10 protein-coding genes and 2 tRNA genes are annotated in these 14938 nt (G+C 43.3%); 5 read left to right on the top strand and 7 right to left on the bottom strand.

Features of this window, described 5'->3' with window-relative positions:
• Positions 1-24: 24 nt before the first annotated feature.
• The gene (locus ACA086_RS09895; RefSeq protein WP_371003140.1) at positions 25-819 is read left to right on the top strand and encodes a DUF2797 domain-containing protein; all 795 of its coding nucleotides are present in this window, start codon (positions 25-27) and stop codon (positions 817-819) included.
• On the opposite strand, the gene ACA086_RS09890 is transcribed toward ACA086_RS09895, so the two are convergent.
• Genes ACA086_RS09890 through ACA086_RS09875 form a run of 4 tightly spaced genes read right to left on the bottom strand, consistent with a single transcriptional unit; the run spans position 812 to position 6204 of the window.
• Complete coding sequence (locus ACA086_RS09890) at positions 812-3529, bottom strand: AsmA-like C-terminal region-containing protein (protein WP_371003139.1); 2718 nt, start codon at positions 3527-3529, stop codon at positions 812-814. The genes ACA086_RS09895 and ACA086_RS09890 overlap by 8 nt on opposite strands.
• Positions 3530-3557: 28 nt before the next feature.
• Positions 3558-4268: a queuosine precursor transporter gene (locus ACA086_RS09885; RefSeq protein WP_371003138.1), complete on the bottom strand. Its 711-nt coding sequence runs from the start codon at positions 4266-4268 to the stop codon at positions 3558-3560.
• Positions 4269-4272: 4 nt separating this feature from the next.
• The gene (gene sppA, locus ACA086_RS09880; protein WP_371003137.1) at positions 4273-6030 is read right to left on the bottom strand and encodes a signal peptide peptidase SppA; all 1758 of its coding nucleotides are present in this window, start codon (positions 6028-6030) and stop codon (positions 4273-4275) included.
• Between the two features lie 18 nt (positions 6031-6048).
• On the bottom strand, positions 6049-6204 hold the full coding sequence (locus tag ACA086_RS09875; protein ID WP_371003136.1) for a hypothetical protein: 156 nt from the start codon (positions 6202-6204) through the stop codon (positions 6049-6051).
• 15 nt (positions 6205-6219) lie between these two features.
• Here ACA086_RS09875 and folK point away from each other — a divergent pair, with 15 nt between their 5' ends.
• Positions 6220-7368 (top strand): 2-amino-4-hydroxy-6-hydroxymethyldihydropteridine diphosphokinase, encoded by a 1149-nt coding sequence (gene folK, locus ACA086_RS09870; RefSeq protein WP_371003135.1) that lies wholly within the window; start codon positions 6220-6222, stop codon positions 7366-7368.
• Here the strand turns inward: folK and ACA086_RS09865 are convergent.
• Positions 7365-7910, bottom strand: a complete 546-nt coding sequence (locus ACA086_RS09865; RefSeq protein ID WP_371003134.1) for an RNA methyltransferase — start codon at positions 7908-7910, stop codon at positions 7365-7367. The two genes, folK and ACA086_RS09865, sit on opposite strands and share 4 nt — an antisense overlap.
• 132 nt (positions 7911-8042) lie before the next feature.
• On the opposite strand from ACA086_RS09865, the gene mutS reads away from it, so the two are divergent.
• The 3 genes from mutS to ACA086_RS09850 all read left to right on the top strand — a co-directional run bounded on the left by mutS (position 8043) and on the right by ACA086_RS09850 (position 10985).
• Positions 8043-10655, top strand: a complete 2613-nt coding sequence (mutS, locus tag ACA086_RS09860; protein WP_371003133.1) for a DNA mismatch repair protein MutS — start codon at positions 8043-8045, stop codon at positions 10653-10655.
• Between the two features lie 110 nt (positions 10656-10765).
• Positions 10766-10838: transfer RNA gene (locus ACA086_RS09855), tRNA-Gly, on the top strand.
• Positions 10839-10900: 62 nt separating this feature from the next.
• A tRNA-Leu gene (locus tag ACA086_RS09850) sits at positions 10901-10985 on the top strand.
• A 900-nt stretch (positions 10986-11885) separates the two neighbouring features.
• Here the strand turns inward: ACA086_RS09850 and ACA086_RS09845 are convergent.
• The gene (locus ACA086_RS09845; protein WP_371003132.1) at positions 11886-12692 is read right to left on the bottom strand and encodes a DUF6090 family protein; all 807 of its coding nucleotides are present in this window, start codon (positions 12690-12692) and stop codon (positions 11886-11888) included.
• An 81-nt stretch (positions 12693-12773) separates the two neighbouring features.
• A complete protein-coding gene (locus ACA086_RS09840; protein WP_371003131.1) occupies positions 12774-14915 on the bottom strand; it encodes a glycoside hydrolase family 97 protein in 2142 nt (713 codons plus the stop codon).
• Positions 14916-14938 lie beyond the last annotated feature (23 nt).

Below are 14938 nucleotides of genomic sequence, written 5' to 3'. Positions count from 1 at the left end.
CGGATATTCTACAAATACGCGCATATGCAGTACGAAGGGGTTTTACGAAAAATGAAAACTGAAATAGGAAGTCCTATTCAGTATTATTTACTATTTGATGCAGATTTCCTCAATGTCAATCAGGTTCTGAATAAGAATCTGCAAATCACATTCTTAAAGTATCAATGTCTTAATTGTGGTCTGGAACGGCCTATTTTCAGACAGGGATTCTGCCGGAGCTGCTTTTATGAGATTCCTTCTGCAGGCGATTGGATTATGCATCCAGAGTTAAGTACCGCTCACCTCGAAAAAGAGGACAGGGATCTGGAATATGAAAAAAAAGTACAATTACAACCCCATATAGTTTATCTCGCCAATTCGAGCAACGTAAAAGTTGGAGTCACCAGGAAATCACAGGTACCGACCCGATGGATCGACCAGGGAGCGCATGAAGCCATTGAAATTGTAGAGGTGCCCAACAGATACCTGGCTGGAATTACAGAAGTTGCTTTAAAGGAACATGTCGCAGATAAAACCAATTGGAGAAAAATGCTCACCAACAAGGTAGACGATGAAAATCTGGAGAGCTGGCGGAATCGATTACGTCCCTTTATTCCTGCAGAGGCGGCTCCTTATTTTATAGAAAATAACAAAGAAACCGAATTAGAATTCCCGGTTTTAAGCTATCCCGAAAAAGTAAAAAGTCTCAATCTGGAAAAGACACCTCAATACCAAGGCAAGCTGATGGGGATTAAAGGTCAGTACCTCCTTTTTGAGGACAATACAGTCTTTAATATCCGGGGAAGCGAGGGCTATTACGTATCCCTTACCATCAATTAACAGTATCCTTCCGAACTGAAGTGGTATCTTTTTTCTTTTTCTTCAGCAGGCCACCTAAAACCGATTTAGCCGCCTCTTTAACAGCCTCGTTTGGAGAAGCAGTTGCTGCAGAATCCTTATTTACTGTATCAGTTCTTTTTGTACCCGATGTCAGGATATTCCCCAGCGTTTCTTTCACTCCCTCTGATGAAGTTGTTTTAATTGCAGTGCTGTCTGTTTTATTCTTGCCAGTGAGCAAACCTTCGAGCAGGGTAGAAGCTTTTTCTTTACCCTGATTGAGGAGTTTTTGTTTCTGAACTTCCACCAGGCTGGCTGTAAGGTTTTTTACCCCTGAGGTCAGATCAGTTTTAACCTGAGGGTTATTGTATTCCCCTCCTATGGTAACACCTACAGGTAACGTCAGGTTTTGAAGGCTATTGTCATTTATTTTAGTGATCAGGCCATTAACTTCCGAACCCAGATATTTTGCCGGCACATCAAGTCTTGCCGTGTAATTCAGTTTTCTGTCAAAGCTATGACTTCCGTCGACGGTAATGGCGATATCCTGGTAATTAAAAGTCATAGGTTTTACAGACACTATCCCGTCTTTAAAAGAAAGGGCAGTCTTTAACCCACTTAAGTTGAGCTTTTCCAGGTCGATAAACTGAAGTTGGGAAGCTACGGCATTGAGTACGTTCGCTCTTTCCCTGTTGATCTTAGTCTCGAGGATTTCGGCAAGTATATTCCCGGTAATACTCTCCAGATCAGGGGTAAATTCAGGACTTAAATTACCTGAGATCGAAATTTTTGAATTGAGTTTTCCCTGCAAGGCAGAGGCAATAGGGGCCAGGGTTTTTAACAAGTCGAGATTATTAAAGGCTTCACCCAATTGAAATTGGTCTGCACCCAGCTTCATATCAAAGGTGGGAGTTTCCGTTTTGGTGGAGACCAAACCGTCCAGGGTTAACTTACCATTGAAAAGGGAGGAAGAGAAATTGCTGAGAGATGCCGTTTCATCCTTGATCTTTAGTGTTCCTTCTACATTTTTTAATGTCAGGTTATCATACAAAACGGTTTGTGCCTTTGCATTGATCGTACAATTCAGGAAAGATGGAATTTTAATTGCCGAGGCAACCTGACCTTCCACTCCTTCCTCCTGTACTTTTTCAGCCATGAAGTCATTTAGAGAAAACGTATTGGAATTGAGGTTGAAATTTCCTTCCACCTCTTCCTGGTTAAACATAAAACCCAGTAGGTTATTGAGTGTCCCCGAGACATCGAAATCGGTTTTTCCCAAATTGCCCTGCATGCGGTTAAGAGTGATCCTCTCCGGTTTAAAGTCGAGCGCTATCGTCTTGAATTGAACGGGAGCTGTAAGTTCTTCATTGCTGTATTCAAATCCATCAACCTTAACCTGCCCGGATGAACGGGTCTTTGCGTATTGTTTCTTTTCTACAGACGCCATATCAAAAGCCGTGGAAACATTTGCCTTTAAGAGTCCTTTCAACTCCTGTTCAGCAGCATAAGGATAGGCTTTCGCGAGGTTGGCCAGATTCATATCGGCATCGATCCTTGCACTGACTTTGGTATTCCCACTTAGCTCGGATATTCTGGCTTCCATCGCAAATCGATCCTGATCAATATTAAAGGAGGCCCTTTCTATATTTACATAGGTATCCTCAGCCAGGCCCGTCTTATTCACTACCTCGGTAGAAATCACAATATTATCAACTCCTTTGGGCAGATCGGGATATTTAAAAGCAGCTTTCTCTGAACTGATATTCACCCTGAATTGTGGAATATGTGTATCGTCCATTTTTCCTTTGATCTCGCCTTCAACAGTAAAATCTCCCGATGTTGATACCCCGGCAATATCTTTGGAATATTTTTCCGGAAATAGTGCCAGAAAGTTCTTAAAGTCGGATGAAGGTGTTTTAAAATTGATGTCCAGCTCGTTGAACTCTTCTTCTACCCGAACATAGCCATTAAAAATGAGGGGGAGTTGATTGATAAAGCCTTCGTTTTCCAAAAAGGTATAGGTGTTTGTTTCCAGGTCTATCCCTAACAAGGCTTCGAGAGAAACTTTTTGTTCGTTTAAATAATTCGTCCCGTCCATACTTAAACTAACCAGTGCCTCGGAAATAGTTTGAAGCTTCGACTCCTTCAGAGAAAGATCTCCCGATCCGCTGTGCTCTATATCGGTTACCTCAACGTAAAGGCCTGAGGACAAATCCTCATAAACCAGTCGGGACTCACTAATAGTATACTCCTGGAGATCAAGGGTAAAATTACTTTGCTCAGCCTGGCTATCCCCCTGCCCTTCTGCACTTCTGGCGATGTCGTAATTCGCCTGTTCCTCTTCATTGTATTTTATGTTGATCAGTGCTTTGTTGAGGTTTAGCTCCTTCAGCTGAATAGGCTCTGATGCATCTTTAAAAAGTTCAAAAATCGATAGCGTCAGGTCGATTTCACCCGCAGCAAAAAGCGTATCCCCCTCAAAAGGTTCAGCCGTAAGCAATACCGCCTCAGTAATTCGTAATTCAGCATTGGGAAAGCTCCTGATCAGGCTCAGATCGGCATCGGCAAAGTCGAACGAACCCGTTATACTATTATTTACTTTATTTTTTATGATGGTTCCTATTTTTCCTTCGAGGAAAAATGGAAGGGCGATGGCAATTCCCAGAAAGAGGATAAAGATCCCCGCCACTATTTTGACAATTTTTTTCTTCATGAACTTAGATTTGAGAATGGAAGATGGATCAGATATCCAATACGATCTCTTCCCCTATTTTTAAATTAAATCGCTTTCTGAAAATATATACGAAAAAATAGAGGAAAGGGGTGTCGATAAGTGCTATAAAAACCTTAAAAAGAAAACCACTGATAACAAGACCTGTAAACAGGGACCAGGGTAGCACTCCGAATACACACAATAAACCAACTACGGTGAAGGTGTCTATGAACTGTGAGAGAAAAGTTGAAAAGTTATTCCTAACCCACAGATACCTTCCCTTAGTTATACGTTTCCAGAAGTGATAGATAGCAATATCCACGTACTGCGCACAAAGATAGGCGATCATGGAGGCGAGAACTGCTATGGGTGAAAGGGCAAATACTTTACTGAAAAGATCATCTCCTATTGGTGATTCGGGAATTGCCGGTGCCATTTCAGCAAGTAGAATAATCCCCATGGAAAAAAAAGAGGCAAATATTCCAGCCGTAACAATCTGATTGGCCTTTTTCTTTCCGTAGACCTCAGAAATGAGATCGGTAATCAGGAAGGTTATAGGATAGGGTAAAATCCCTACGGAGATTTCAAAGAGTGACGCCCCGTAAACAGAAACTTCTCCAAAAGGCTTCCAGTAAAAGAACTTCTGAAAGATTAAATTTGATACAACGAGAGAGGTAATAAAAAGTGCTCCCAGGTACAAATAAATCTTGTAGGCTACTTTCCTATCCTTATCCGTCATGAGCCTATTTGATGGTTATGCTGAATGGCATTCTGGCCTGAACACCACGTTGTTGGGTGGCCCTTTTAACTTCCTTGTAGAGGTTGTAAGCTTCAGATCCCAGTTCCCCTTTAAGAACATCTTCCTTTACCCTGGTTTTGGTCCCTGATAGGTCTTCCATGAGCATTTCGAAATTCGACTTGTACCTGGGATATCTGCGGATGCTGTAAGAAGATATTTCTGCCAAATTAGCTGCCTCTTCAATAGCATCTTCCAGTCCGCCCAATTCGTCAACCAGACCGATTCTCAGGGCTTCCGCTCCGCTCCAGACCCTCCCCTGTGCCAGGCTGTCTGCTCTCTCCATAGATATGTTCCTCCCTTCAGAGACTCGTGTCAGGAAGGTTTGGTACGTTGCTTCAATACTCTCTGTAATAACACTTCTGAATTCAGGGGTCATGGGCTCGAAAAGGGAGTATTCCGTTGCATTGCTGTTGGTTTCCACCTGTTCGGCGTTAATACCTATGTCGCCGGCCAGTTCACTAATATTGGGAATGGTTCCGAATACGCCAATAGAACCTGTGATGGTAGTGGGTTCAGCGAGGATTTTGTCAGCTCCGGCGGCAATATAGTACCCGCCTGAGGCTGCCACATCACCCATTGAAACCACCACTGGTTTTTCTTTTTTTGTGAGGACAACTTCTCTCCAGATCAAATCCGAAGTAAGCGCACTCCCCCCTGGAGAATTGACACGTAGTACAACTGCTTTTACCCTATCATCTTCCCGGGCACGAATGAGTGCCCTGTTAATCAGGCCCTGCCCTATGTAGTTAGGGCCGCCTTCCCCGTAAAGGATTTCTCCCTGAGCATAAATCACGGCAATACGATCACTGCCTTTATAGATCGATTTTTTCCTGGCCTCTTTCAGATAATCAGAAAGCTCTACATAATTTATCCCCTGATCATCAGATTTGCCCATGGCCTGTTTTAGTTTCGCCTCATATTGGTCCCAATAAAGGGTTTCGTCAATCAGGCCTGCCCTTTTAGCCAGTTCAGGTGTTCTTCCTCCAAGCGAATCGGCAATGGCATTTAGATCTTCAATACTTAAGTTACGATCGGCAGACATGTCTTCAAGCATGCTCCCCCACAATGATTCGAGCAGCTCTTTGATCTGTGTCCGGTTCTCATCACTCATTTCATTTTGCAGGAAGGGTTCAACTGCACTTTTGTATTTTCCGTGCCTTACCACCTCCATTTTTACTCCTGTCTTTTCCTGCAGTTCCTTAAAAAATAAAATTTCTGCTGACAAACCCCTGAAATCGAGATTTCCCACCGGGTTAAGAAATACGCTGTCGGCCACACTTGCCAGGAAATAATCCTTTTGCATGAGGAGATCGGCATAGGTATAGACAAACTTACCCGACTCCCTGAAATCGCGGAGGGCATCCCTGATGGCCTTAACCTGAGACCAACCTGCCATGACAAACTGACTCTTAATACTTATCCCTTCTATCTTGTCATCGTTTTTGGCTACTTCAATGGCGTGCAAGATATCATCCAGGCCAACGGACTCTTCAAAGAGTCCGGCAAAGGGATCGGCTTCATTGCTTCCTGTATAGTCATTGATAGGATCTTCAAATTCGAGTTCTAAGACTGAATTACGTTTTATAACCACACCCTCTTCAACATTAGCCAGACTGATAAAGATGAGAAACATAAAAAAAAGTATTCCCATAGCAATCAGCGTTCCGAGGATTGCAGCCAAAAGATTTCGTAAAAATTTCATATCTGATGTTTAACAGGCTCAAAGATAGTGAAAGTGCATATCTCCCTGAGTCTGTGGCTGATATTTTAAGGAAATAAAGAAATAGGAATCCCCTATGTGTCCGGATGTCATTTTTAGCGGGTTATCCCTCAATAAGCGCGATGATATAGACGCCTTATTCCATTTCTTTTTCATTAATTTGCCAAAGTTATGGCGGCCTCTCACACAACTTATTTATCCCTTGGCAGCAATGAAGGGAATAGAGTTTACTTCCTTCAGAAAGGCTTGTTTCTGCTTCAGGAAAAAGCGGGGATTGTAAAAAAAATCTCCCCGGTCTATGAAACCCCCTCCTGGGGGTTTGAAGCCGGCGATTTTCTAAACATCTGCATTGAACTGGAAACGAGGCTGAGTCCGGCAGAATTGCTTGAAAAAGTACTTCAAATAGAACAATTGCTGGGCAGGAAGCGGTCATCAGAAGAAGGGTATCAGTCGAGAACGCTAGACATAGACATTCTTTACTTCGACAATTTAATTCAGGAAGATGACAGGCTGATTTTACCTCATCCCGGAATCGCAAAAAGGCGATTCGTCCTAAGGCCACTGGCAGACATAGCGCCGCAATTCTACCATCCTGTACTGGGAAAAGACACTCGAAATCTGCTGCAGGAATGCAGGGACAAATCGGAGTTGCGGAAGACAAACATAAGTTTACACGCCCAGTGGGAGGAGAAGTTTGCAGCCCTGAATTTTGTCACTATTGAAGGAAATATAGGGGCAGGGAAGACTACCCTGGCACAAAAAATATCGGAAGACTACAAGGCAAAACTTGTTTTAGAACGCTTTGCCGACAATCCTTTTTTGCCAAAATTTTATGAAGACCAGGCGAGATACGCCTTCCCCCTTGAGATGTCTTTTATGGCAGATCGCTATCAGCAATTTACGGAGGATACTACTCAATTCGACCTGTTTAAGAAATTTATGGTCAGCGATTACGACGTCTATAAGAGCCTGATTTTTGCGAAGATTACTTTGCAGCCCGACGAGTATCTGCTGTACCGCAAGGTTTTCAGCCTGATGTACAGGGAAGTTCGGAAACCTAATCTCTATATTTATTTATACCAGACTACCGATCGTTTACTGGAAAACATCAAAAAAAGGGGAAGGAGTTATGAACAGCAGATTGAGCCGGACTATCTGGAAAAGATCAACAAGGGGTATTTTGATTTTATTAAAAGCTACCCGGAGCAAAAAACACTGATTCTTGATGTGAGTTCAATCGATTTTGTACACAGTGCTGAGGATTATCACTTTGTACTGGATCGTATCCTTGATTTTATTTCCGGAGTTCAGCAACCCTAAGACTTTTTCTTCTGCCTATTTAATTTCGTCCAGAAATCCCAGGTGACTACACCTGCGCTGACGGCTATGTTAAGCGAATGTTTGGTTCCCAACTGAGGAATTTCCAGTACTCCATCACAGGCGTTAACCACTTCCTGAGTGACCCCTTTCACTTCATTACCAAAAACAAATACGTAAGGCTTGTCCGGGAAAGGGATGAAAGTATCGAGTTGCTCTGCGCCTTCGGCCTGCTCAACCGCCATACAATGATGTGTCTTTTTTAATCTGTTTATAAGAGAGAGGCTGTCTTTCTCATATTCCCATGTCACACTTTCGGTAGCTCCCAAAGCCGTTTTACGAATGTCCTTATGAGGCGGGGTGGCTGTAATACCACAGAGATATATTTTTTCGAGGAGAAAGGCATCAGCAGTCCTGAATACGGAACCGATGTTGTGCAGGCTTCTAATATTTTCCAAAACCAGAATTAAAGGTGTCTTAGGAGCATCTTTAAAAGCCTTGACATCGAGGCGATTTAATTCCTTATTTAAGAGTTTTCTTTTCATCTTTTTGAGCAGATTGCTTTTGGTTTGAAGTTATCCCAAAATATCAACAACGATTTAAATTCCAGAAGCAATTCGGTATCTTCGTTTTCTGCTGTAAAGATAGGTTGAACTCACTAAATCCGATAGTTTCGCATGAAAAAACCGAAGAAGGTAACACCTTTAATGAAACAATACAACACCATCAAGACCAAGTATCCTGATGCCTTGTTATTGTTTCGTGTGGGTGATTTTTACGAGACCTTCGGAGAAGATGCGGTAAAAGCTGCCAGAATACTGGGTATTATACTCACCCAGCGTAACAATGGAGGAGACAGGACAGAACTTGCCGGTTTCCCCCACCATTCACTCAATACCTATTTGCCTAAATTGGTTAAGGCCGGGCAGCGTGTGGCGATATGCGATCAGCTGGAAGACCCAAAGCAAACAAAAACCATTGTAAAAAGGGGTGTTACCGAACTCGTAACTCCGGGAGTCGCCCTTAACGATGATATCCTGACTTCCAAGAGCAACAATTTCCTGTGTGCCCTGCACTTTGGTTCAGGGTCTTATGGTATAGCTCTCGTAGATATCTCCACAGGGGAATTCCTTACCGCAGAAGGCAACCGGGAAGAAATTGATACACTTCTTCAGCATTTTGGCCCCAACGAGGTCTTGATTTCAAAAAAACACAGAACAGATTTTTTGGAATCCTTTGGCACACAATATCACAGCTTTTTTCTCGAGGACTGGGTCTATCAGGAGGATTACGCCAGAGAATCACTTCGCGCTCATTTTAAAACAGCGTCTCTCAAAGGTTTTGGGGTTTCAAATTTAACCCTAGGAATTATAGCTGCCGGTGCTGTTCTGCACTATCTCTCGGAAACCGAGCACAAACGATTACAGCACATTAATAAATTAGTCCGAATAGGGAATAATGACCATGTATGGATGGACCGCTTTACGATCCGAAATCTGGAACTTTATCACTCCCCTCATCCGGAAGCAGTTACCCTGCTCGATATAATAGATAAGACTAAGTCCCCTATGGGAGGGCGATTGTTGAAGCGCTGGCTGGCCTTTCCTCTCAAAGATCTCGAAAAGATAAGAGACAGGCATCGGGTTATAGGCTTTTTTACAGAGAGTGAAAAACTATTAAACGGGCTGCAGCAGAGTCTTAAGAAAATGGGAGACCTTGAGCGGCTGGTAGCCAAAATTGCCACGGGCAGGATCAATCCCAGGGAAACGGTACAGCTTAAGAATTCTATGGAGGCCATTGTCCCGATAAAACAGCTGGTTTCCGATACGGGTAACAAAGCTGTTGATCAACTGGGAGAGGCCCTGGACAGTTGTGAAGAATTAAGGAACAGGATCAAGGAAGTCTTATGTGAAGAGGCCCCAGTGAGCGTTCAAAAAGGTTCAACTATTGCCCCGGGGTTTTCTGCAGAACTAGATGAACTTCGTGGATTGGCCTCCTCAGGGAAGGAATACTTAGACCAGATGCTGGCCAGGGAAACCGAGCGAACGGGGATAAGCAGCCTGAAGATTGCTTCCAATAATGTTTTTGGATATTATATTGAGGTCAGGAATACACATAAAGACAAGGTGCCGGAAGAATGGATCAGAAAACAGACGCTGGTCAATGCAGAGCGATATATTACTGAAGAATTAAAAGAATACGAAGCCAAGATCCTGGGAGCAGAAGAGAGAATCCTCGATCTGGAACAGCAATTATTCTCACAACTTATCTTATGGATGCAGGCCTATATTTCTCCTATACAGAATACGGCTCAGACCATTGCAAATCTCGATTGCCTTTGTGGATTTGCACAGCTTTCCATAGAGAACCACTATGTGGCTCCTTCTATGAATGATTCCACAGAACTGAATATCACCAAAGGAAGACACCCGGTTATTGAAAAACAGCTCCGGCCTGGAGAATTGTATATCCCCAATGACATTATCCTGAACAGGGAAACCCAGCAAATCATTATGATAACGGGGCCCAATATGAGTGGAAAATCGGCTATTTTAAGGCAGACCGCCCTTATTGTGCTTCTGGCCCAGACGGGAAGTTTTGTGCCTGCAGAAGCCGCCAGTATAGGAGTAGTAGACAAGATCTTTACCCGGGTAGGTGCCAGTGATAATATTTCCCAGGGGGAGTCTACCTTTATGGTTGAGATGAATGAAACAGCATCTATACTCAATAACCTTTCAGAGCGCAGTCTGGTCTTGTTAGATGAGATAGGTCGCGGCACCAGCACTTATGACGGAATATCCATAGCATGGGCAATTTCTGAATATTTACACGAACATCCCAGCAGGGCCAAGACCCTTTTTGCCACTCATTATCACGAACTCAATGAAATGGCAACCACCTTTGAGCGCATTAAAAATTACAATGTAACCGTAAAGGAATTAAAAGACAGGGTTCTTTTCCTAAGGACACTTAGTCCGGGCGGAAGTGCCCATAGTTTTGGAATCCATGTCGCCAGGATGGCCGGGATGCCACAACAAGTATTGAACCGGGCCAATAAAGTCCTGAAGAAACTAGAGCAAAGCCATTCCAGCGAAGAGCTTACCGGAAAGCTACAGGCAGCGGCATCTGAGATGCAGTTGAGTTTTTTCCATCTTGATGATCCATTACTGGAGGAAATTAAGGAGGAGATCCTTACCCTGGATATCAACACTCTCACTCCGGTAGAAGCGCTTATGAAACTCAACGAAATCAAGCGATTGCTCACCAAAAACAAGAAAGCGTCTTCATAGGAAATCTTTGGCATTCCCAACGTTCTTTTTCCTTTAAAGTTCTTTGCGTTTTATAGAATTGTATTAAATTTGCGTCCGCATCTTTACGGGATGTGACGTTCATTATAAATGCGAAAATAGCTCAGTTGGTAGAGCGCCACCTTGCCAAGGTGGAGGTCGCGGGTTCGAATCCCGTTTTTCGCTCGAAAACGCTGCTTACCAGCGTTTTTTTGTTCTGTCCCCCTTTGAAAAGCTACGGAGGACATGCTCGAGTGGTGGAATTGGTAGACACGTTGGACTTAAAATCCAATGGCCATTATGGCCGTGCGGGTTCAAGTCCCGCCTCGAGTACAGATGCAAGAAAAAGCCAGCGCAAAGCGCTGGTTTTTTTATTTCAGGACGCCAAGCCAAGCTCGCTTGAGCGAAGGTGACTGAAATAAAAAACCGGCATGAAATGCCGACTTTTTCTTGTTCAAAATGTTCGGGCGGGACTCAACGACGAAGGAGTTAATTCCCGCCTAACCTTAACTTTTCTGATAACAATTTGTTTTCGAGTAAAAGCGGCATGAAATGCCGACTTTTTCTTGTTCAAGATGATGCCACGGGACTCACGAAGTCCGACAGGACAAGTAATTTCCGCCATGTAAGTTTTTATTTTATTCCTTTTTGCTTCCCCAAAAAGGAATGTAAAAAGGGGACTTTTTCACTATGTGTTTTTTAAAATAAATAATTTTAAAAACCGCTCACCTCGGAAAAAGAAATCATACATTTCAAATTATTGATGATAATTCTTGACCCTCTTTAATTATGCAGTAAAGAAATTCATGACTATTCTCAAAATAAAATAATTAGGACTCACGAAGTCCGACAGGACGAGTAATTCCCGCCTTTCCCCTTCATTTCTTTTACTTGTCCAAATGCGAAGTATTCATGAATACCTATAAAAGGAAATAAGAGCGTCATGAATAAAAGAAACGAAGCAAAGAAAAAGACACTTTATCGAGAGGCAATTTTAATGCGTCACATTAAAACCGGAGTAACCCGCCTTTGCTGCCGATAAAGAGATACCCACCTTTTCCAGAGCAAAAAAAAAGAAAACGGTCTTTTTCATGTTTAACAAATTCTAGCGGGAATCACAAAGTCTGAGAAGAAGAGTAAACTAGGACTCTGAAATATTTATTTTTATTCTACTCCCGTCAGTCAGCAACTAGCGTTAATACGTAGCATTAAAATTATGATTAGCAACGAAATCTAATTGATATCCTTTTCAATCAAACCCAGAATTTGATCAGCCATGTTCCGCAATACCGTCATTTGAGTGACTGATAAATCATTGAGGTTGGTAAGTTCTGCAACCTGGTCTTCTAGCGCCATTAGTTCAACAACCGTAAACTCTCGAAATTCAGCATTTGCCAATTTTGATCGACCTGCGTTTGAAAATTCATATTTCCCGCCGAAGTTCATAATCGCCCTAGCATGACCTCCCTGCTGGATCGCGTGGAGAACGTTTCTGTAAGAAACAGATTCCTTTAAATACGGAATGTAGAATTCATCACGTATCTTCAACCATATTTTTTCTTCTTCCGTCGCAAAATCAATATAACCGCTCCATCCCGAAACCAGATGGCGTAGTGAGTCATTTCTGATCAGATACAATTTTCCCGAATTAATCAGGTCATTGGTCACCCCCAGGGAAGGGTCGAAAGTAGGCGCCGTAATTGTCCAGCCTAAGTGAGAATAAAGTGAATCAAGCGATAAAGTCCTATCCTGCCCGTCTACGAGTCTTAGAACCTGTTTACCACTATTTACTATTTGCCTGTGTAATGTGATTTTATCCTCTATTTGCATCCTATTTACTTCAAACTCTGTTTTCAGTTGCCTTAGGAGTTGTTGTTCTTCTTTTTGCTCCTTTCTCAAGGTGCTCCAATCATTGACCTGAACCGCCAAAAGGATACCGATCATCACTAAAATAATTTCCCCTAAAGCATATAATACGTATTGTCTCACCTTCCTGTTTGTGATCAATTTATATCGAAATCGCCGTAAGAATGCAATCATATTTAGTTTCGGTGTATTATTAACCTAATTACCGTATTAATTTAAAAGGAACAAGTGTGACAATTGGGCCGGACGCTTGGCTTAATTGATTATCAAACTCAACGCAAACCCTCCACCGGGGGCCAGGCTTAGCTCAACTTTATCCCCGGAGGTTACTTCCATTGATTCAATTTCATATGCCTGAGGATTGGTGTCCCAATGTGAATCAGGGGCGTCTTTATAGAGAATCGCCTCATAGGTTTTACCGGTTTCCAGGAAATCCAGGGTGATAGTTTCTGTCCTGCCTTCATTACCCGTAATCCCACCGACAAACCAATTTCCGCTACCTCGCTCTTTTCTGGCAATGGTGACATATTCTCCTACCTCCCCATCGAGTACCTTACTCTCACTCCAGTCGACCCCAACATCCCTGATAAATTGCAGGGCCGGGTGGGGTTTACCATTCTCAGTGTAGTGTTCCGGCAGGTCGGCAAGCATCTGGATAGGACTGTAAATCACTACATATAAGGCCAGCTGATGTGCCAGGGTAGTGCTCACCTGGTTATCGGGTTTGTACTCCTCAAATTTGATATTAAAGATACCGGGGGTAAAATCTATGGGTCCAGACAGCATCCTTGTAAATGCTACTGTAGGCAGATGATCAGGAGGATTTCCTCCATCTTCAGCCCAGGCATTGAATTCCTGCCCCCTCAGCCCTTCTCTGGCGATAGCGTTGGGATAGGTTCTCCGCTTCCCTGTGGCTTTAATCGGCTCATGTGCGTTGATCGCGATTTTCATCTTCGCGGCCTTTTCAAGTACTTTATGGTAATGCCTTACCATCCATTGCCCGTGATGGTATTCACCTTTGGGAATGATCTTGCCTACATAACCCGTCTTCACACTATTCATCCCATTGTCTTTCATAAACTTATAGGCCACATCCATCTGCTTTTCATAGGTAAGGGGTGCTGCGGAGGTTTCGTGATGCATGATAACCTCCACTCCTTTTTCCTCAGCATAAGCCATTACTTTGTCAAAATCGTAATCGACATAGGGTGTCATAAAATCGAAGACGCCTTCCCTGTCCTCTGTATTGATCCATTTATCCCAGCCTGTATTCCAGCCTTCCACCAACAAGCCCTTTATTCCGTTCTCGGCTGCAAAGTCGATATAGCGCATCGCATTTTCCGTGGTTGCCCCGTGGTTGGGTCTGATCTCGCCTGAATTGGTAAAGGTGTTCATACTCTGACTGCCTTCCATGTCCCAGGTAGATTTGCCCAAATGCATCTCCCACCAGATTCCCACGTATTTCATGGGAGTGAAATAACTTACGTCTCCAAGGGCATTCGGGTCGTTGAGATTGAGTACCAGTTTTGATTCGATAAGATCACCGGCCCGGTCCGCAATCTGGATGGTACGCCATGGGGTGTTAAAAGGGGCTGTGATCTCGGCCTTCCCCTGAAGTCGTTCAGAGCCTACCAATTCACTGACCATGCTGTTGTTTGAAGTGTCTACCTTAAGTGTCATTCCCGAATAGTCTGTCAAATCAGCTTCGTGGAAGCTAAGGTAGACCCCGTCTTCTGTCTTCATTGTTACAGGCGTATTCACCGCATTTTCGGGAATATAGGTTGCAGCCAGATTGGGATTGTCCTTATATTCCAATGCATCTATTTCAGAGAATTTGGTATGACTGTAGAGGTGCTCGTAAATATCCCAGTCGCCCGGTTGCCACCACACCTGGTGATCTCCGCTAAGATTAAATTGTGTATGTTCATCGGTGATGAGGGCGGTTTTAAAATTAGGTTGTTCAGGAAATTCATACCGAAAGCCAATCCCGTCGTCATAGGCCCTGAAAACGATGTTCCATTTCCTGTTGGGCGACTTTACCTCTTCCAGGACTATGCTCATCTCATTGTAATGATTCCGCACACTGTCCTGTTCTCCCCAGGGCATGGGCCAGGTCTCATCTTCCATTTTGTAATTGATTTCAGCTATACGAAAGCTGTCTTTCAGCGGTGCCTGGTCTTTAAATTCGAACCCCATGGTTGAGGGTAAAATCACAGCCTTATCCCGATAGGAAACTTTGTATTCGGGCATTCCCGAATCGGTAAGTGTAAAGCTCACTCTGATATTATTATCAGGGGAGCTGAGGACAGGTGTCAAGTTTTCAGAACAGTTTACAACTCCAAGAGCTATAACCAGAATTAAAATATAAGTTGAAATGCGTTTAAAATAGGAATTCATTCTTTGTCAGTTTAATTTGAAAG

This window comes from Muriicola sp. E247, from assembly GCF_041358175.1.
Classification (GTDB): domain Bacteria; phylum Bacteroidota; class Bacteroidia; order Flavobacteriales; family Flavobacteriaceae; genus Muriicola.
The sequence above is the reverse complement of the archived record's forward strand: the minus strand, read 5'-3'. Positions and strand labels throughout refer to the sequence as shown.